Here is a 19264-nt window from a genome sequence, read left to right as displayed (position 1 = left end):
CATTTTTTTGCCTCATCCATGCAGTGCTTGACGCTGAGATCTGGGCAGAGAGATGTATTCGAGTACGTCAGATGCACATGTTAAATGCGCTCAAAAGGTCGACGGCCTTTGCCGTCGCCACACTTTGTCTTTCCTGCCTGGCCAGCCTTTGCGTTGCAGCAGGACAATCGGTCGTGCCCGATGTGCTCGACCTTCCTGCACAACAGAACACACGGGCACGGCAGGGTTTGTTACTGGCCGTGGCCCAGGTAGGCCAGCGCCTGGTCGCTGTCGGCGAGCGCGGTAGCGTTCTGCTTTCCGACGACGCAGGGCATTCATGGCGTCAAGCCAAGAGCGTGCCGGTAAGTGTGCTGCTGACCGACGTGGACTTCCCGACACCAACCCAGGGTTGGGCGGTGGGGCACAGCGGTGTGGTCTTGCACAGCACCGATGCAGGCGAAACCTGGCAGCGTCAGCTTGACGGCCAGAAAGTCGCGCAGGTGATTCTCGACGATGCCCGCCAGCGCGCCGATGCGGGCCAAGAGGGCGCTGCCGCAGAGGTGCGTAGTGCCGGGTTCCTGATAAGCGATGGTCCGGACAAGCCTTTTTTGAGCGTGCGGTTTAGTGATGAGCAGCATGGCTATGTGGTGGGTGCTTACGGCATAGCACTCACCACTGCAGACGGCGGCCAGAGCTGGCAATCGCTGGTTGGACGAATCCCTAACCCACGTGGCAAGCACCTTTATCAGGTACAGATCAATCATCAAGAATTGCTGATAGCCGGTGAACAAGGCGTGTTATTTCGCTCAATAGATGGAGGCAGCCATTTCAGTGAGATCTCCACACCCTACAAGGGCACCTTCTTCGGTGTGCTGAATCTTGAGGGCGATACGCTGCTGGCCTACGGTCTACGCGGCAATGCCTGGCGCAGTCCGGATCACGGGGCCAACTGGCAACGGGTGGCGCCGGAACAATCGGTGACACTTACCGCCGCAAGACGACTGCACGACGGTTCTTTGCTGCTCGCTGACGAAAGTGGACGCCTGTTACGCAGTACTGACGACGGCCGCAGTTTTGTGGCTCTCAAAACCCAAGCGCAAGCCGGGCTCAGCGGTGTAGTCGAGTCGGCGGAGGGTGCTCTGATCATTTTCGGCGCGCGCGGGCTGTCCCGGATTGAGCCGGGTACATTAGTTTCGGGAGTTCAATAATGAATCATGCGCAGCTTATTCCCTCGGAAGCTGTCATAAGCGACCTGCAGGCGTTCGATAAACAATCAGGAACACTTTGTGAACGGTTGTTGTTCAACAACCGCATAGTGATCGTTGCACTGTGTTTGTTCATCACGCTGTTGCTGGGTTATCAGGCGCGTGGGCTCTCGCTCAATGCGGCATTCGAGAAGATGATCCCTACGGGTCATCCTTACATTGTCAACTTCCTGGAAAACCGCAAGCAGCTGTCTGGCATGGGCAACACGCTACGCATTGCGGTGGAGGCCAAAGACGGTAATATTTTCAGTGCTGAGTATCTGGAAACGGTACGCAAGCTTAGTGATGAAGTCTTCCTGCTGCCGGGTGTCGACCGCCCTTATATGAAGTCGCTGTGGGCACCAGCCGTACGCTGGACAGGCGTGACCGAAGAAGGTTTGGACGGCGGGCCGGTTATTCCCGATAACTATGATGGGTCTGTGCCAAGCCTTGAGCAGGTCCGAATAAACGTCGAGCGCTCAGGTGAAGTTGGCCAGTTGGTGGCGGCGAACTATAAGTCGAGCATCGTGCTGGTTCCCCTTCAGGAAAAAGTCTCTGAAACCGGCGAGCGGATTGACTATCACGCACTCTCCCTGCGTGTTGAGCAATTGCGCACCAAATACGAGTCGGACAAAATTGCAATCCACATTACCGGCTTCGCCAAGGTAGTGGGTGACCTGATTGATGGCCTGAGACAGGTCCTGGTGTTCTTTGCCGCAGCCATCGTCATCTGCACTGCGGTACTTTTTTGGTACACCCGCTGCCTGCGTAGCACCTTGCTGGTGGTGTTCTGTTCAATGGTCGCGGTGGTATGGCTACTGGGTCTTTTACCTACGCTTGGTTACGAGCTTGATCCTTACTCGATCCTGGTGCCTTTTCTGGTGTTCGCTATTGGCATGAGCCACGGTGCGCAGAAGATGAACGGCATCATGCAGGACGTCGGTCGTGGGACGCACCGATGGGTGGCTGCGCGCTATACCTTTCGACGCTTGTTCCTGGCGGGCATGACCGCGTTGCTGGCCGATGCGGTCGGTTTCGCTGTGTTGATGGTGATAGACATCCAGGTCATACGGGATCTTGCTATCACGGCGAGTATCGGCGTCGCTGTGCTGATTTTCACCAACCTTGTGCTGCTGCCAATCCTGCTTTCTTACACGGGAGTCAGCCCTGCGGCAGCGAAGCGCAGCCTCAAGGCAGAACTGTCGGAAAACAACGACACGCAGCACAGGAAGCATCCGTTCTGGGCGTTCCTCGACCTGTTTACCCGACGCTTCTGGGCGACCGTGGCCGTGGCAGTGGGCCTGGTTTTGGGCATCATCGGTCTGATGGTGAGCACCCATCTGAAAATTGGCGATACCGATCCTGGCGCACCGGAGCTGCGTGCGGATTCGCGTTACAACCGTGATAACGCCTTTATGGTGGACAACTACGCGGCGAGCAGTGATGTGTTCATCATCATGGTCAAGACACCGCAATACGCGTGTGCTCACTACAGCACGCTGATGGCTGTCGATGCGCTGTCGCATGAATTGCAGAAACTGCCTGGGGTCGAGGCCATCAGTTCGCTGGCAGGTATCGCCAAGGTGGCTAACGCAGGGATGAACGAAGGCAGTCTCAAATGGTTCGAAGTGCCACGTTCGCAAGACATGCTCAATGCCATTATTACTCGCGCCCCGCGTGAGATGTTCAACCAGAATTGCGACTTGCTCACGGTGTATGCCTACCTCAAGGACCATAAAGCCGATACGTTGACAAGCGTGGTCGGCGTGGTCGAAGGCTTCGCGGCTAAATACAACAGCGATGACATCCGCTTTCTCAATGCCGCGGGCAACGCCGGCATTGAGGCCGCCACCAATATCGTGGTGAAAAAGGCCAACGTTCAAATGCTGTTCCTGGTCTACGCGGCGGTGATCGTGCTGGCGTTCATTACCTTTCGCTCATGGCGTGCGGTTGTCTGTGCGGTGGTGCCGCTGATGATTACTTCCGTACTGTGTGAGGCGTTGATGGTGTGGCTGAATATCGGCGTCAAGGTTGCCACTCTGCCAGTGATCGCCCTCGGTGTGGGTATAGGCGTGGATTACGCGCTGTACGTGATGACCGTGACGCTGGCGCGGATGAAGGAGGGCATGTCGCTCTCGGAGGCTTACTACAAGGCGTTGATCTTTACCGGCAAGGTGGTGGTGTTAACCGGTATCACCTTGGGGATTGCGGTCGCGACGTGGGTCTGGTCGCCGATCAAGTTCCAGGCTGACATGGGTATTTTGCTGGCGTTCATGTTTGTCTGGAACATGCTCGGAGCGCTGATCTTGTTACCCGCGCTGGCCCACTTTTTGTTGAAGCCCAAACAGGGCGTTGCGATCTGACCGGCGAGAAGGGTGCATTGACTATGAGCACTATATGGAGCGGTCATGGCCGTGATCTGATCAACACCATTTTTCTGGCAACTGGCGCAATGCTTGGAGGGTTTGACGTAGGCGGACTGCATTGGCTTTGGGCCATTTTGACGGCGCTGCTTGCATGGGGGCTGCTAAGTGGCAGTTCGCGACGTGAACGAGCGATCGCGGCTGCGCTGAACAACACCCTTGTGATGCTGGCAGATCCTCAGCCCGCACCGACAAGCATGCAGGATTCGATGGCGCGCTTGCTGGTGGTATTACAAGACAAGGTCGAGTCGGTTCAGCGCATGAATGTACTGGCCTCGGAGTTGACGATTTCCGCAGGCACCTTGGTCTCGGGTTTCACCGAGGCCATTGGCACGGCGGATCGGCAGTCAGAGTTGGCGGTGAACTCAATGGTCGAAGTCCAAGGTATGGCTGAGCGCGCGCGGACCACGTCGGGCGAGGCCATTGCACTGGCCTCGTCCACTACCGATGCTCGCAATCAGGTGTCTGGTGGTGGCGAGCAGGTGCAGCAGGTGGCCGCCGCGATGGTCGATCTGGCCAATGTGGTGGCAGGAGTGGGTGAGGAGTTTGATGGTGTTCGTCATCAAATTGCACGCATCAGCGAGATCGTTGCCATTATCAGGAGCATCGCCGGGCAAACTAATTTGTTGGCGCTCAATGCCGCTATTGAGGCTGCCCGAGCGGGTGAACAAGGCCGGGGTTTCAGTGTGGTCGCTGATGAAGTCCGCAAGCTGGCTGAGAGCACAGGCGACGCCACACTGGGCGTCGGAGAAATCATCGCTCTGATCGGCGACGGTATTGACCGTCTTGAACAGCGCCTGGCTCAGGCTCGCCAGGAAGCCACCGAGGGTGTGAAACAAGCCGACGATGCTTGCGGTGTGCTGAAGGGTATTGCAGGTACTGCGCAAAATACCGTTAGCGCGGTGGAGGAGATTGCCCAGCGTGCCAGTGTCGAAGTGCAGAAGACCGGGCAATTGCTGGAAGACTCTGGTGGTGTGGCCCGCTTGGCGAGCGAGCTGGATAACCGGGTCAACGACTGCAATGCGGGCTTACGCCAATTGATGTTGGGTCTGGTGGATCTGAAAGTATTGGCGAACAAAATAGATGTCAGTCGTAATGCGCTGGCCTCCATGATTGACGCAATCGAAGAAGTTCGTGCTCACAACATAATGGTTTTGAATGCCCGCGCTACCTCGCAGATGCTGCCGCATATAGAGCGGATACGCTCTCTGGACACAGAAATCGATCATCTGCTGGGGCGTGCGCAATTGGATGGAGGGGCAGGGGGTGAAGCACGTAAAGCTCATTTCTCCCGTTTGCGGGAAGCTTTGGACGGCTATCGCGTGCTTCGTGATGAACTGCTCAATGCTGCCCAAGGCGGGAAGCTGAAACAGATACGTGAGCGCACGACTCCTTTGATCAGAAACGCTTACCTAAAAGTCAAAGAGGCGTGTGTCGCGTTATCCGCATAAACTAAGACCCATGCAGCGAACGCTTCAGATCGCACGCACAATAAAAAACGCAATCGATTTTGGTGAGTTTTACCGTCCTCAAGATCGAAAGGCTCGTGCTTCGTTACGTTTTAGGAATGTTCATGATCGAGCAACCCCTTGCCGAACGCTTCAATTTGCGTTCACGGCTGCGCTTTAATATCGAGAGCGGGCAGATCTGGCTCGACGAAAACCGCATGCTGCTGCTTCACGCCAAGGCCTTCGGGGCCTTGCGCCAAGAGTTGTTTGAGTCGCTTGGGTCCAAGCGCGCCAAAGGACTTTTGTTTCGCATGGGTTTTGCAGCTGGCCAGCATGATGCCGACCTTGCGCAAAAGCTCTATGGCGAGGGTGACGACTTTGACGTTTTCAAGATCGGCCCTGAGCTGCACGCGTTTGAAGGTCTGGTTCGATCAACCATCACCGAAGCAAAAATAGACTGGGAAAAAGGGACATTTTTCGGCGAAGTGAAATGTGAAAACTCATGGGAAGCTGAATCGCATCTGCAATTATTCGGTGCTGGCGATGAGGCTGCTTGCTGGCACCTGTCGGGCTATGCATCGGGTTATACCTCTCGATTCTTCAAGCGCTTCATTGTTTTTCGTGAAACCAAATGCGTGTGTTGTGGTGACCCTAACTGCGTGCTGGTTGGCAAACCGGTGGAAGACTGGGGAGATGACGCTTTCCTCGAACACTGTCTGGAGCCAAAGGATAAGGAGACTTCTTTTGAACAGTTGCAAGAGGAGCTGTGGCAAGTGCGTGGTCGTCAGCGCGAACAGCGTCCGCCTGGCAAGCTGGTGGGCAGCTCCCCAGCGTTTAGTGCTGCTTTCAGTTTGCTCAGTAAGGCAGCCAGCAGTCCTATAACGGTTTTACTCTTGGGTGAAACCGGGGTCGGCAAAGAGGTATTTGCCCAGTGGCTGCACGAAAACAGTGATCGTGCAGATAAACCGTTTGTAGCCATCAACTGTGCAGCGATTCCCAATGACCTGATCGAATCAGAGCTTTTTGGTGTGCAGAAAGGAGCCTATACCGGCGCGCAGAATTCACGACCCGGCAAGTTCGAGCGAGCCGATGGTGGCACGTTATTCCTTGATGAACTGGGTGAGCTTTCCCCTCCGGCCCAGGTGAAACTCTTGCGGGTACTGCAAACCGGAGAAGTCGAGCGACTGGGCGACGATAAGCCCCGCAAGGTCAGTGTGCGGCTGGTTGCCGCCACCAACGTCAATCTGCAACAAGCCATTGCCGATGGTCGTTTTCGCGCCGACCTCTACTACCGCCTGGCGACCTATCCATTAGAAATCCCCCCCCTGCGCAAGCGCAAGTCGGATATTCCGGTGCTGGTCTCGGTGCTTATCGAAAAATACTCACCGCTCTATCACAAGACTATTCACGGTATCAGCGATCTGGCGATGCAAGAGCTGATGGCCTATGACTGGCCGGGCAATGTCCGTGAGCTTGAAAACCTGGTTGAGCGTTCTGTTTTGCTTGCTCCTTCAGGGGGACAAATTGAGGTGGAACATCTGTTCCCTGGTATGGCTCCCGTGACTGCGCTCGGTGCTGTAATTGACAGGCAGGGGAAGGTGGGGAATGCGGATGAAGCCAGGAAAGATAAACTTTACGATAGTTTACTGGATGAGGGCTTCGATCTTCAGGTACATGAAGCTCGTCTTTTGCAGCTCACTGTTTTGCGGGCCAATGGCAACCTCACCCACGCGGCACGTCTACTCGGCATAACCCGTCGTCAGTTGGCGTATCGGGTAAAACAGGTATTGGGTGATATCGAATAGGCCCCGGATAGCGCCTGACAAAAGCGGACACCTATCAATCCATAGGTGCTCTTTAATCCAGGCATTCCTGTGACATGACCGTGAAGGCGGAAGGAATGCCTGTTTTTTAAGAAGCCTTATGCCAAACACGTCGCCCGACGTGTTTTTTTTGCCCATCTAACGGTCACTCCAGGCTCATTTGCCAGTGGGTGGACATCGTTTTGCTCGGGATATCGCGTTTTGCTGATGTGCGGCCTTACGTTTTTGTAAGGCGTGGGTGGCGAATGGACAGAAACGTCATCCTGTGAGGGGGGCTTATTCTTTTGTTTATCTATTAAAAACCATATAAATCAATTAGTTGAAGTTATTGGCATCCTCTATGCAAAGTTAGATCGAGACTGTAAGTCCGGCTTGTCGCTAGCCCGAAAGGGCACGCGTAGAGCCAACCTCATCTAGCCAATAATGGAGACAACAAATGGCGATGACAGGTGTATTGCGTCCAGGGCATGCCCAGGTGCGCGTGTTGAACCTTGAAGAAGGCATCCACTTTTACCGCAACGTGCTGGGCCTGGTGGAAACCGGGCGTGATGACCAGGGGCGCGTGTACTTTAAATGCTGGGACGAGCGTGATCACAACTGCTATGTGATTCGTGAGGCGGACACCGCTGGCATCGATTTCTTTGGCTTCAAGGTGTTGGACAAGGCCACTCTGGAAAAACTTGATGCCGACCTGCAAGCATACGGTTTGGTCACTACACGCATCCCAGCCGGTGAAATGCTGGAAACCGGCGAGCGCGTGCGCTTCGAGTTGCCATCCGGCCATCTGATCGAGTTGTATGCGGAGAAAACCCGTATAGGTAACGGCATTCCCCAAGTCAACCCGGCTCCGTGGAATGCTCAGCGCGAACATGGCATCGCCCCTATCCAGCTGGACCATTGCTTGCTGTATGGCCCGAATATCGCCGAAGTGAAGAAGATCTTCACCGACGTCTTGGGCTTCTTTCTGGTTGAGCGCGTACTCAGCCCGGATGGCGACAGCGACATGGGCATCTGGTTGTCCTGCTCGCACAAAGTCCATGACATCGCCTTCGTCGAGTATCCGGAGAAGGGCAAGCTGCACCACTGCTCATTCCTCCTCGAGTCGTGGGAGCAAGTGTTGCGTGCCGGCGACATCATGTCGATGAACGAAGTGAACGTTGATATTGGCCCTACCCGTCATGGCGTAACCCGCGGCTGCACCATCTATGCGTGGGATCCCTCAGGCAATCGTTTTGAAACCTTCATGGGCGGCTACCACCCTTATCCAGATTACGAGCCGCTGTCTTGGACCTACGACAACTTCGCCCAAGGCCTCGACTACCCGCAGCGCAAACTGCACGAGACCTTTCTGACTGTAGTGACCTGAGGGCACATCTATGGCTTTGCCCGATGAGTCACTGGAAATGCAGCCGGCCGACCTGGATACGCAAAAGCGTTTTGTACGGGTTACCGGCAATCGCGGGAGCCGCTTTGTCGAGTTCGACTTCGCCATTGGCGAGCCAGGGTTATTCGTTGAAATGATCCTGACTCATGAAGCATTCGCCGAGTTCTGCGCCACGAACAAGGTTGCGTTGATGCCCGCGCCGACTGCGGCTATGGACGAGGAAGATGCTTCGGCTGATTGGGATTGGCGACTCGCTGACGCCACACAGGTTCGTTTCAAAAACTAATCGAATTGGGCGTTTCACCTCAGGTGAAACGCTTGTGGGAGATACACATGCATATAGATCTTCGCACGGTCAGCATCCAGCCATTGCGACAGACGTTTGATCACTTGGCCCGTCGTTTTGGCGACAAGCCCTCTTCGCGCTATCAGGAAGGCAGCTACGACATCCAGCCTGAGGAAAATCTGCACTACCTGCCGACCTGGGACCCGGAGCAGGCGCTTTACGACGCCAGCATCACCAAGATCGTGATGCGCGACTGGTACGCCTTGAAAGACCCGCGCCAGTTTTACTACAGCACCTACACGCTGGCGCGCGCGCGTCAGCAAGAGAACACCGAAGCGAACTTCAACTTCGTTGAAACCCGCGGCCTGGCCGACATGCTTTCAGACGATCTGCGCAGCTCCGCGCTCAATCTGTTGGTGCCGCTGCGTCACGCTGCCTGGGGCGCCAATCTCAACAACACCTTTATCTGCGGTTACGGCTACAGCACGGTGTTTACCCAGCCGTGTATGTACCACGCGATGGATAACCTGGGTTCGGCTCAATACCTGTCGCGGATTGGTCTGCTGCTGGGTGGCACCGAAGCCCTGGAAGAGGGCAAGGCCGCCTGGATGGAAGGAGACGCCTGGCAAGCACTGCGTCGTTATACCGAGGACTGCATGGCGGTACGCGATCCGTTCGAGCTGTTTGTTGCGCAAAACGTGGCCCTGGATGGCTTGCTCTATCCGCTGGTGTACGGGCGCATCGTGGATGACCGGTTTGCGGCCAATGGCGGCTCGGCGGTGGCCATGCTGACTCAATTCATGAGCGACTGGTTTGAGGAGACCCGCAAATGGGTCGATGCGGTCATGAAGGTAGCGGCCGCTGAGTCCGAGCAAAACCGCGAGCAATTACAGGCCTGGACAGCCGTTTGGCGTGATCGCGCTGCAGCCGCCTTGCTGCCGGTGATCGGGCAGGTTTTTGCGGGCCAGGCCGATGAGGTCATGGCTGAGCAATTGATCGTCTTCAAGGCTCGCCTTGAAAAAACCGGCGTCGTGGTCTGAGAGGTTTCTATGTCGACTGTGTTTATTGCATTGCAAACCAATGAAGAGACTCGCCCCATTATCGAGGCGATTGAAATAGATAACCCCGAGGCCGTGGTCAATCGCGAACCGGCGATGGTCAAAATCAATGCGCCTGGCCGCTTGGTCATTCGCCGAGAAACCATTGAAGAACAGATGGGTCGCAGCTTTGATATGCAAGAGCTGAATATCAACCTGATCACGCTCTCCGGCAACGTCGTTGAAGACGAAGACTCCTTGACCCTTACCTGGGGCAACTAAGCGAGAATATTTAGCATGGACATGAAAGCAAATAATAAAAAAATGAATGCGAAAGAAAAGTACCGGTTGTTGACGCGCGACCTGGCGTGGGAACCGTCTTATCGCACCGAGGAAGAACTCTTTCCCTACATTGCCTATGAAGGGCTGAAGATCCATGACTGGAACAAGTGGGAAGATCCGTTCCGCTTGACCATGGATGCGTACTGGAAGTATCAGGCGGAAAAAGAGCGTAAGTTTTACGCGATTATCGACGCCCATGCGCAGAATAACGGCCATCTGAATATTACCGATGCACGCTACCTGTCGGCCTTGAAAATATTTCTGCAGGCCATCAGTCCGGGTGAGTACGCCGCGCATAAAGGGTTTGCCCGTGTGGGCCGTGAGTTTCGCGGTGTGGGGACGCAAGTGGCCTGCCAGATGCAGGCCATTGATGAAATTCGCCACGCCCAGACGCAAGTCCACGCACTGTCCAATTACAACAAGTTCTACAACGGCTTCCATGCGTTTGCTGATCAGCGTGACCGCATCTGGTACACGTCTGTGGCGCGCTCGTTCTTTGACGATGCGATGTCGGCCGGTCCGTTTGAGTTCATGATTGCCATCGGCTTCTCGTTCGAATACGTGCTGACCAACCTGCTGTTCGTACCGTTCATGTCCGGCGCAGCTTACAACGGTGACATGGCCACGGTGACCTTCGGCTTCTCGGCCCAGTCGGATGAAGCGCGGCACATGACCTTGGGGCTTGAATGCATCAAGTTCATGCTCGAGCAGGATCCGGACAACCTGCCCATCGTTCAGGGCTGGATCGACAAGTGGTTCTGGCGTGGCTTCCGGGTTCTCGGCCTGGTCAGCACCATGATGGATTACATGCTGCCCAAGCGCGTCATGTCGTGGCGCGAGGCGTGGGATATTTACGGTGCAGAGAACGGCGGTGCGCTGTTCAAGGACCTGGCGCGCTACGGTATTCGTCCACCGAAGAGCTGGGATGACGCCGAAGCAGGCATCGACCACATGTCTCACCAGTTCATGTTGGGTCTTTACCAGTGGAGCTTTGGTACTGCCTTTCATGCATGGATCCCCTCGGATGAGGACCTGCAATGGTTATCTGCCAAGTACCCCACCACGTTCGACAAGTATTACCGGCCACGCTGGGAACACATCAAAAAGCTGGCGGCGGCAGGTACGCCGTTCAAGAACTATGGCCTGGCTAAACTGTGCCAGTGCTGCCAGTTGCCGACGGTATTTACCGAGCCAAATGATCCGACGCTTACTTGCCACCGTGAAGTTGAATACAAAGGCGATAAGTATCACTTCTGCTCTGATCATTGCCTGGAAATTTTCAATAATGAGCCGGAGAAATATATCCAGGCATGGCTGCCCATGCCTGCACTCTTCCAAGCGCCGCTCAATGGTGATCTGGCTGCCTGGATGGAGTGGGTTTCGCTGAAAGACGGTCAGGACAATGGTGATTTTGCCGATTCCCAGGACCGCCACAACTTCGAACTGTGGCGTGGTCTGGCGACGTCGAACCAGTAAGCCTCTAAAGGGGGTGGTCGTTAGTTGAAGCGGCCACGCCCAACACAATAATAAGGAGAACAAAATGCCTGTAGTCGCCCTTAAAGAGTACGTAGGCGTTGCCCGTGATCGCGTTGAGAATTTCAACGGCAAACAGCTGGTGTACGTCAGCTGGGATCACCATCTGCTTTTTGCTGCCCCGTTCCTGCTTTGTCTGCCGCCGCAGACTACTTTCGCCGAGTTGATTCAGGTCGCTCTCGAGCCGCTGCTGCAAGCGGACCCGGATACCGCAGCGATTAACTGGCGCACTGTCGAGTGGCTCAAGGGCAACCGGCCTTGGGTGCCCGACTTCAATCTCAGCCTGGCCGACAATGCTATCGGCCACAAAGATCAGCTGCGTTTCAGTACGCCGGGCCTAAACACTATTTGCGCAGTTAGCTGAGAAGGGGGACGGGCTATGAGTTACGAACTGACGATTGAACCACTGGGTCAGACCATCGAGATCGAAGAAGGTCAGACCATTCTCGATGCGGCTCTGCGGGCCGGCATCTACCTGCCACACGCCTGCTGCCACGGCTTGTGTGCGACTTGCAAGATTCAGGTGGTGGATGGCGAGATTGAACACGGCGAGGCCTCCAGCTTTGCCCTGATGGATTTTGAGCGCGAAGAGAAGAAGTGCCTGGCCTGCTGCGCTACCGCTGAGAGCGACCTGGTGATTGAGGCGGAAATCGATGAAGACCCGGATGCCGAGAATCTGCCGGTCCGCGACTTCGCCGGTACGGTCAGCCGCATCGAAACCCTCACGCCTACCATCAAGGGCGTGTGGATCAAGCTCGACGATCCGGCTGGAATGCACTTCCAGGCCGGTCAATACATCAATCTGCAGTTGCCTGACGGTATCGGCAGCCGGGCATTTTCGATTGCCAGTGCACCTACGGATGGCGGTGAAATTGAGCTGAATATTCGTATCGTGCCAGGCGGTCGTGGTACGGGTTATGTTCACGAGCAGGTGAAGGTCGGCGAGCGCATGAGCATTACCGGCCCCTACGGTCGCTTCTTTGTGAAGAAATCGGCGCATATGCCGGTAATTTTCATGGGCGGCGGTTCCGGGCTTTCCAGCCCGCGCTCAATGATTCTGGATCCGCTGGCGGAAGGTTTTGAACTGCCGATCACCCTCATTTATGGCCAACGCCATCGTAGCGAGCTGTATTACCACGACGATTTCCTCGCCATGGCTCAGCAATACGCGAACTTCAACTACGTGCCTGCGCTCTCCCATGAGCCGGAGGACTCTGGCTGGGAAGGCTCCCGTGGCTTCGTCCATGACGCGGCCAAGGCGCACTTCAATAACGACTTCAGGGGGCACAAGGCTTACCTGTGTGGCCCGCCTTTAATGATTGACTCCTGCATCAGTACGCTGATGCAGGGACGCCTGTTTGAGCGCGACATCTATACCGAGAAGTTTATATCGGCGGCGGATGCTCAGCAGGTCCGCAGTCCCTTGTTCAAGGCTATCTGATCGCGCCGACTAGCGCCCCCAACAGGTTAGTCAAGGGAGCTTGTGTGGGCTGATTTTGTTACCTCAGTGTCAATACCCTGTAGGTATCAGAATTGGTAAAACAAAGTATTAGCCGGTATTGCCTGGCTTTTCTAGACTCGTTTCAGGGACTAATACCCGCTGACCTGGGGAAGGTGCAGCGGGTAGTCATACAGAACAACACCCCGGAGCTTCCATACGCCAGATTGAAAATTTCATCGCCGGTGAGTTCGTCGGCGCTGCCAGTGGCAAACGTTTCGACAAGCGTTCACCGGTCGATAACAGTGTTATTTGCTCGATCAGTGAAGCCGGACGCGGCGAGGTAGATGCCGCCGTCAGCGCTGCACGTAATGCGCTACAGGGCGAGTGGGGTGGTCTTACCACGGATCAACGCATTGAGTTGCTCTACGGTGTCGCTAACGAAATCACCCGCCGCTTCGACGACTTCGTTGAGGCCGAGATGTCCGACACCGGTCAGCCTGAGCACGTCATGAAGCACGTGTTCATCCCGCGCGGGGCGGCCAACTTCAAAGTGTTCGCCGACGTGATCAAGAACGTCGCCAGCGAATCCTTCCAGATGGATACGCCTGATGGTCGCGGCGCCTTCAATTACTCGATTCGCCGCCCCAAGGGGGTGATCGGGGTGGTCTGTCCGTGGAATGCCCCGTTCATGCTGATGACCTGGAAAGTAGGTCCGGCGCTGGCCTGCGGTAATACCGTGGTGGTCAAGCCGTCCGAAGAGTCGCCACAAACGGCGGCACTGCTGGGTGAAGTGATGAGCGCAGTGGGTATCCCCAAGGGTGTCTACAACGTAGTGAACGGATTCGGGCCCAACTCCGCTGGCGAGTTCGTCACCCAACACCCGCACGTCGATGCCATCACCTTTACCGGCGAGACCCGCACTGGCACGGCCATCATGAAAGCCGCTTCCGAAGGCATGCGCGATGTGTCGTTCGAACTGGGTGGCAAGAATGCCGGCATCGTGTTTGCCGATGCCGACTTTGATGCGGCGGTTGAGAGCTTCTCACGCTCGGTATTCCTCAACTCGGGCCAAGTCTGCCTGGGCACCGAGCGGGTGTATGTCGAGCGGCCGATTTTCGAGCGTTTTGTCCAGGCCCTTAAGGTCAAGGCGGAGGCGGTCAAATATGGTCGTCCCGATGATCATCATGCCAACTACGGCCCGCTGATCAGCCAGGAGCACAAGCAGAAAGTGCTGTCTTACTACCGTAAGGCTGTGGAGGAGGGCGCCACTCTGGTGACCGGCGGCGGTGTGCCTGATATGCCGGCGGATCTGGCCGAAGGTGCCTGGGTGCAACCCACTATCTGGACCGGCCTGCCTGAAACAGCTTCCGTTGTGCAGGAAGAAATTTTCGGGCCGTGCTGCCACATTTCGCCGTTCGACAGCGAGGACGAAGTCGTGCAGAAAGCCAACGCGACCGATTACGGCCTGTCGACCACCATCTGGACCTCTAATTTATCTCGTGCCCACCGCATGGCGGCGCGTATCGACGTTGGCATCACCTGGATCAACAGCTGGTTCCTGCGCGATTTGCGCACCCCGTTTGGCGGCTCCAAACAGTCGGGCATCGGTCGTGAAGGCGGCGTGCATTCGCTGGAGTTCTACACCGAAACCCGAAATATCTGCGTGAAACTCTGAGGCCCTTATGGACAAGCAAAAGATCGAGCATTACGGCGATGAGCTTTACCAAGCTTTCGTCTCCCGTCGCGCCGTTGCGCCACTGCTCACCCGTGAGCCGGAGATCACCATTGAGGATGCTTACCGTATCCAGGAGCGTTTCGTCGCTCGGCGGCTGGCAGCGGGTGAAACCATCGTCGGCAAGAAAATCGGTGCGACCAGCAAGCCTGTACAGGACTTTCTCGGCGTCTATCAGCCGGACTTCGGCATGCTCACTTCGGCCATGGTTTTTCAAGAGGGCGACACCATTGACCTCGGCCAGTTGATTCAGCCGAAAGCCGAAGCCGAGTTGGCCTTTGTGTTGAAGCATGACCTCAAGGGGCCAGGCATCACCGCGATGGACGTGATCCGTGCGACTGACTACGTGGTGCCTTGTTTCGAGATCGTCGATTCACGCATTACCGACTGGCAGATCAAGATCCAGGACACCGTTGCGGACAATGCCTCTTGCGGCGTATTCGTCCTGGGTAAAACCAAGGGCGATCCGCGCAAGCTCGATATCACCCTGGCAGGCATGGTGCTGGAGAAGAACGGCGAGTTGTTCTCTACCGGCGTCGGTGCTGCGGTGCAAGGTTCACCAGCGAATGCTGTGGCCTGGCTGGCCAATACCCTGGGTGCATTGGGCATTCCATTCAAGGCAGGCGAGGTGATTCTCTCGGGTTCCCAGTCTTCGTTGGTACCGGTGACAGATGGGGATGAGTTGGTGTGTACCGTCGGCGGCCTTGGTAGCTGTCGCGTCAAGTTTTCCGGGAGGAGCGCAGTATGAGCAGCAATCTGACACTGTTGCGTGAGGACATCGTTCGCCTGTGCGAGCGGGTTGAAGGTGCGCAGACCCGCGCCTACGCCATTCCCAAGCTGACCGACGAATACCCGAACATGACCATCGCCGATGGTTATGCCGTGCAGAGCGAGCTTCGTCGTCGCTTCATCGAAAAAGGCCACAAGCTGGTCGGCTGGAAAGCCGGGCTGACGTCAAAAGCCAAGATGCAGCAGATGGGTGTCAACGTGCCCTCGATCGGCTTTTTGACCGATCGCATGGCCCGCCCCGAGAGTTCGGCCATCTCCACTTCAGACCTGGTGCATCCACGGGTTGAATGCGAAGTGGCTTTTGTTATGAAGAGTGACTTGCAGGGGCCTGGTTGCACCGCCCAGGACGTTTTGGCGGCGACCGACTATGTCCTCCCTGCGGTCGAAATCATTGATTCGCGATTTTCCGGATTCAAGTTCGACCTGGCCAGTGTGATCGCCGACAACGGTTCTTCCGCGCGCTTTGTCGGGGGTGGACGGGCACGTTATGTCGATGATCTGGACCTCAAGACCCTTGGCGTAGTGATGGAGAAAAATGGCGAGATCGTCGCTATGGGTGCTTCTGCGGCAGTCATGGGCCATCCGGCCGAAGCAATCGCCATGCTGGTGAATATCCTGGCGGAGATGGGCGAGATACTGCCGGCCGGCAGCTTCGTGATGAGTGGTGGCATCACCGAGGCCCTTGCGGTGAAACCAGGCGACAGCATTGTGGCTCGCTTTCAGGAGCTGGGTACCGTGTCGATGCGTTTCGTTGAATAACGACAAAAACGAAGAGAATCAAGCATGCCAATTATCGAAATGCACATGGTCGAAGGCCGCACCGCAGAGCAGAAAAGCCGCGTTGCAGCCGCAGTCACCACGGCGGTTTGCAACAGTCTGGAGTGTGCTCCGGAAACAGTGCGCATCCTCATTACCGAGCACGGTAGCGACGAGTTTTACGTGGCCGGTATGAACATGGCACAGCGCGCTGCGAAGAATAAGGAACAATCTCAATGAAGAAGATCAAGTGTGCACTCATAGGCTCAGGCAACATCGGCACTGACCTGATCTACAAAATCTTGCGCAGCCCAGTGCTTGAGCCCGTCTGGATGGTCGGTATCGATCCCGAATCCGAGGGTTTGGTGCGCGCTCGTGCCATGGGTTTGAAAACCACCCATGAAGGCGTGGACGGTCTTCTGCCGCACGTGCTTGAAGATGGCATTCAGATCGCCTTTGACGCTACCAGCGCCTATGTACATGCCGAAAACAGCCGCAAGCTAAACGCTCTCGGTGTGCTGATGATTGACCTTACCCCAGCGGCTATCGGCCCGCTGTGCGTGCCACCGGTGAACCTGCGAGAGCACGCGGAGAAGCTGGAGATGAACGTCAACATGATCTCCTGCGCTGGCCAGGCCACTATCCCAATCGTCAATGCCGTCTCGCGTATTCAGAGCGTCGAGTATGCCGAGATCGTCGCCAGCCTGGCGTCCAAGTCGATTGGCCCGGGCACCCGTGCCAACCTGGATGAATTTACCAACACCACCTCAAGCGCCATTGTGAAAGTCGGTGGCGCTCGCAAGGGCAAGGCGTTGGCCATTATCAACCCGGCCGACCCACCGATGATGATGCGCAACACCATCTACTGCCTGACGGATGACGAGCCGGATAGAGCCCGAATCACTGAGTCGATTCTGCAAATGATCGTCGAGGTGCAGAAGTACGTGCCGGGCTACCGCCTGGTCAACGGGCCTGTTTTTGAAGGCAAGAAAGTCTCCGTGTTCCTGGAAGTGGCAGGCCTCGGCGACTACCTGCCGACCTATGCCGGCAATCTGGACATCATGACGGCAGCCGCTACCCGCACTGCAGAGATGTTTGCCGAGGAAATGCTCGCCGGCAAGATTCAGCTTAAAGCTTCGGAGGTCGCGTAATGAGTCAGTCCCCCCGTTCCAGCCTCAAGGGCCGCAAGGTAATCCTGCACGACATGTGCCTGCGCGACGGCATGCATGCCAAGCGTGAACAGATCAGTGTCGAGCAGATGGTCAAGGTCGCTACCGCGCTGGATGACGCTGGCGTGCCTTACATTCAGGTCACCCATGGCGGTGGTTTGGGCGGCAATTCGCTGCAGCATGGTTTTGCCCCTCATACGAATGAGGAGTACATCAGCGCAGTGGCACCCAAGATGAAACAGGCCAAAGTATCGGTCCTGCTCATTCCAGGGCTCGGCACCATGAAGGAGCTGCACTCGGCGTTCGACTGCGGTGCGCGGAGCGTGCATGTGGCCACCCACTGCACCGAGGCAGACACCTCGCCCCAGCACATCGCCTATGCCCGCAAGTTGGGGATGGACACCTCCGGCTTTTTGATGATGGCGCACCTCAATGATGCTGCAGGTATCGCCAGACAGGGCAAGCTGATGGAGTCCTACGGCGCGCAGACGGTGTATGTCACCGACTCTGCAGGCTACATGCTGCCTGACGATGTAAAAGCACGTATTGGTGCCCTGCGTGAGGTACTCAATCCAGAGACCGAGATCGGTTTCCACGGCCATCACAACCTGGGCATGGGCGTGGCCAACTCCATCGCCGCCATCGAAGCGGGCGCTAGCCGCATTGATGGTTCCGTGGCTGGCTTGGGCGCCGGTGCCGGCAACACGCCGCTGGAAGTGTTTGCCGCAGTGTGCGAACGCATGGGCATCGAAACCGGCACGGACCTGTTCAAGCTGATGGACGTAGCAGAAGACATCATCGTACCCATGATGGAGCACATCGTGCGGGTTGACCGCGAGTCACTGACTCTCGGCTATGCAGGCGTCTACTCGACATTCCTCCTGCATGCCAAGCGTGCAAGCCTGCAATTTGGCGTCCCGGCCCGCGACATTCTGGTCGAGTTGGGCCGCAAGAAAATGATCGGTGGCCAAGAGGACATGATCTTCGACACGGCAATGACCATGGCCAGGGACCGTGGAGTAGTTCTTCCCACCTGAATAAGCTTCGGGGCATGTGGTGCATGCTCCGAACCCGAAACTTAACGGCGGGTGGACGATGAACTCACGTAATGAATTAGCGGTGGTGGTGGGGGCAACTGGTGCCTTTGGTAAACAGATCGTTGCGCGACTGTGCGCCAACGGATTGGACGTCGTCGCAGTGGCCCGCAGCTCGGCGGCTATTGATGAGCTAAGCCGGATTCATCCTGGGGTCATCCCTTGTGTTGCCGACATTTCTGCCGACGAGTCCATTGCGCATATCCGAAACGTACTGGATCGGCCGGTGCGGATGATTGTCCATGGCCCCGGCGTGGCGGTCGTAGGCGGCGTTCTTGACGCCCCTACGTCTGCGCTGACAGATGCGGTCAATATTAAAGTCGGCGGTCTGTTGCGCCTGACCCGTGCTGTGGATGCGAGTCTCGTCAAAGGATCTCGTCTCGTCGCTATCGGTGGACACTACGGTTTTGAACCCACGGCATACGCGGCCTCAGCGGGAGTAGCAAACGCAGCCTTGGCGAACGCGATACGTCAGCTCAGTCTGGCTTATGGCTCGCGAGGTGTGACGGCGCATCTTATTGCGCCGGGACCTGCGGATACGGAGCGTTTGCACAAAGTGGCAGCCGACCGGGGAAGGCAGCGTGGTGTCAGCACTGAAACCGTTCTGCAGGAGATGCGTCTTGAATCCTCCATCGGTGCCTTCACGACGCCGGAGCAAGTGGCCTGGGCCGTTAGTTTGTTGCTAGCCCCCGAGGCTGACGCGATGACCGGATCCACGTTGATGCTGGATTCTGGACGACGTCGCGGCTTGCCCTGATGTGCGTTGGGTCGTGTGATTAAACAA

Annotated in this window: 18 protein-coding genes; all 18 read left to right on the top strand. The window is 56.5% G+C overall.

Annotated elements, in window-relative coordinates; all coding sequences use genetic code 11:
- The first annotated feature begins 173 nt into the window (after positions 1 to 173).
- The 18 genes from RHM55_RS02295 (at position 174) to RHM55_RS02210 (ending at position 19237) form a co-directional block, all read left to right on the top strand.
- Positions 174 to 1187 (top strand): WD40/YVTN/BNR-like repeat-containing protein, encoded by a 1014-nt coding sequence (locus tag RHM55_RS02295; RefSeq protein ID WP_322179326.1) that lies wholly within the window; start codon positions 174 to 176, stop codon positions 1185 to 1187.
- Complete coding sequence (locus RHM55_RS02290) at positions 1187 to 3586, top strand: efflux RND transporter permease subunit (RefSeq protein WP_322179325.1); 2400 nt, start codon at positions 1187 to 1189, stop codon at positions 3584 to 3586. The genes RHM55_RS02295 and RHM55_RS02290 overlap by 1 nt, the downstream gene beginning before the upstream one ends.
- A gap of 23 nt (positions 3587 to 3609) precedes the next feature.
- Entirely contained in the window at positions 3610 to 5097 is a 1488-nt protein-coding gene (locus tag RHM55_RS02285; protein ID WP_322179324.1) for a methyl-accepting chemotaxis protein, read from the top strand.
- A 122-nt stretch (positions 5098 to 5219) separates the two neighbouring features.
- Entirely contained in the window at positions 5220 to 6899 is a 1680-nt protein-coding gene (locus tag RHM55_RS02280; RefSeq protein WP_322179323.1) for a sigma 54-interacting transcriptional regulator, read from the top strand.
- Between the two features lie 454 nt (positions 6900 to 7353).
- The gene (locus tag RHM55_RS02275; RefSeq protein WP_219061755.1) at positions 7354 to 8283 is read left to right on the top strand and encodes a catechol 2,3-dioxygenase; all 930 of its coding nucleotides are present in this window, start codon (positions 7354 to 7356) and stop codon (positions 8281 to 8283) included.
- Between the two features lie 10 nt (positions 8284 to 8293).
- Positions 8294 to 8587 (top strand): phenol hydroxylase subunit, encoded by a 294-nt coding sequence (locus RHM55_RS02270; protein ID WP_322179322.1) that lies wholly within the window; start codon positions 8294 to 8296, stop codon positions 8585 to 8587.
- A 47-nt stretch (positions 8588 to 8634) separates the two neighbouring features.
- The gene (locus RHM55_RS02265) at positions 8635 to 9627 is read left to right on the top strand and encodes an aromatic/alkene monooxygenase hydroxylase subunit beta (protein ID WP_322179321.1); all 993 of its coding nucleotides are present in this window, start codon (positions 8635 to 8637) and stop codon (positions 9625 to 9627) included.
- 9 nt (positions 9628 to 9636) lie between these two features.
- A complete protein-coding gene (locus RHM55_RS02260; protein ID WP_322179320.1) occupies positions 9637 to 9906 on the top strand; it encodes an MmoB/DmpM family protein in 270 nt (89 codons plus the stop codon).
- A 15-nt stretch (positions 9907 to 9921) separates the two neighbouring features.
- Positions 9922 to 11442, top strand: coding sequence for a YHS domain-containing protein (locus RHM55_RS02255; protein ID WP_322179319.1), 1521 nt, complete (start codon positions 9922 to 9924; stop codon positions 11440 to 11442).
- Between the two features lie 64 nt (positions 11443 to 11506).
- The gene (locus tag RHM55_RS02250) at positions 11507 to 11863 is read left to right on the top strand and encodes a phenol hydroxylase subunit P4 (protein WP_322179318.1); all 357 of its coding nucleotides are present in this window, start codon (positions 11507 to 11509) and stop codon (positions 11861 to 11863) included.
- A gap of 15 nt (positions 11864 to 11878) precedes the next feature.
- Positions 11879 to 12940, top strand: coding sequence for a phenol 2-monooxygenase domain-containing protein (locus tag RHM55_RS02245; protein ID WP_322179317.1), 1062 nt, complete (start codon positions 11879 to 11881; stop codon positions 12938 to 12940).
- 214 nt (positions 12941 to 13154) lie between these two features.
- Positions 13155 to 14615: a 2-hydroxymuconic semialdehyde dehydrogenase gene (locus RHM55_RS02240; protein WP_322182689.1), complete on the top strand. Its 1461-nt coding sequence runs from the start codon at positions 13155 to 13157 to the stop codon at positions 14613 to 14615.
- A 7-nt stretch (positions 14616 to 14622) separates the two neighbouring features.
- On the top strand, positions 14623 to 15420 hold the full coding sequence (gene dmpE, locus RHM55_RS02235; protein WP_322179316.1) for a 2-oxopent-4-enoate hydratase: 798 nt from the start codon (positions 14623 to 14625) through the stop codon (positions 15418 to 15420).
- Complete coding sequence (gene dmpH / locus RHM55_RS02230) at positions 15417 to 16220, top strand: 2-oxo-3-hexenedioate decarboxylase (protein WP_322179315.1); 804 nt, start codon at positions 15417 to 15419, stop codon at positions 16218 to 16220. The genes dmpE and dmpH overlap by 4 nt, the downstream gene beginning before the upstream one ends.
- 24 nt (positions 16221 to 16244) lie before the next feature.
- The gene (locus tag RHM55_RS02225; protein ID WP_322179314.1) at positions 16245 to 16457 is read left to right on the top strand and encodes a tautomerase family protein; all 213 of its coding nucleotides are present in this window, start codon (positions 16245 to 16247) and stop codon (positions 16455 to 16457) included.
- The gene (locus tag RHM55_RS02220) at positions 16454 to 17368 is read left to right on the top strand and encodes an acetaldehyde dehydrogenase (acetylating) (RefSeq protein WP_322179313.1); all 915 of its coding nucleotides are present in this window, start codon (positions 16454 to 16456) and stop codon (positions 17366 to 17368) included. The genes RHM55_RS02225 and RHM55_RS02220 overlap by 4 nt, the downstream gene beginning before the upstream one ends.
- A complete protein-coding gene (dmpG, locus tag RHM55_RS02215) occupies positions 17368 to 18423 on the top strand; it encodes a 4-hydroxy-2-oxovalerate aldolase (RefSeq protein WP_322179312.1) in 1056 nt (351 codons plus the stop codon). The genes RHM55_RS02220 and dmpG overlap by 1 nt, the downstream gene beginning before the upstream one ends.
- A 58-nt stretch (positions 18424 to 18481) precedes the next feature.
- Positions 18482 to 19237, top strand: a complete 756-nt coding sequence (locus tag RHM55_RS02210; RefSeq protein WP_322179311.1) for an SDR family oxidoreductase — start codon at positions 18482 to 18484, stop codon at positions 19235 to 19237.
- Positions 19238 to 19264: the final 27 nt, after the last annotated feature.

The organism is Pseudomonas sp. MH9.2 (assembly GCF_034353875.1).
In the GTDB taxonomy this organism is placed as follows: domain Bacteria; phylum Pseudomonadota; class Gammaproteobacteria; order Pseudomonadales; family Pseudomonadaceae; genus Aquipseudomonas.
The sequence above is the reverse complement of the archived record's forward strand: the minus strand, read 5'-3'. Positions and strand labels throughout refer to the sequence as shown.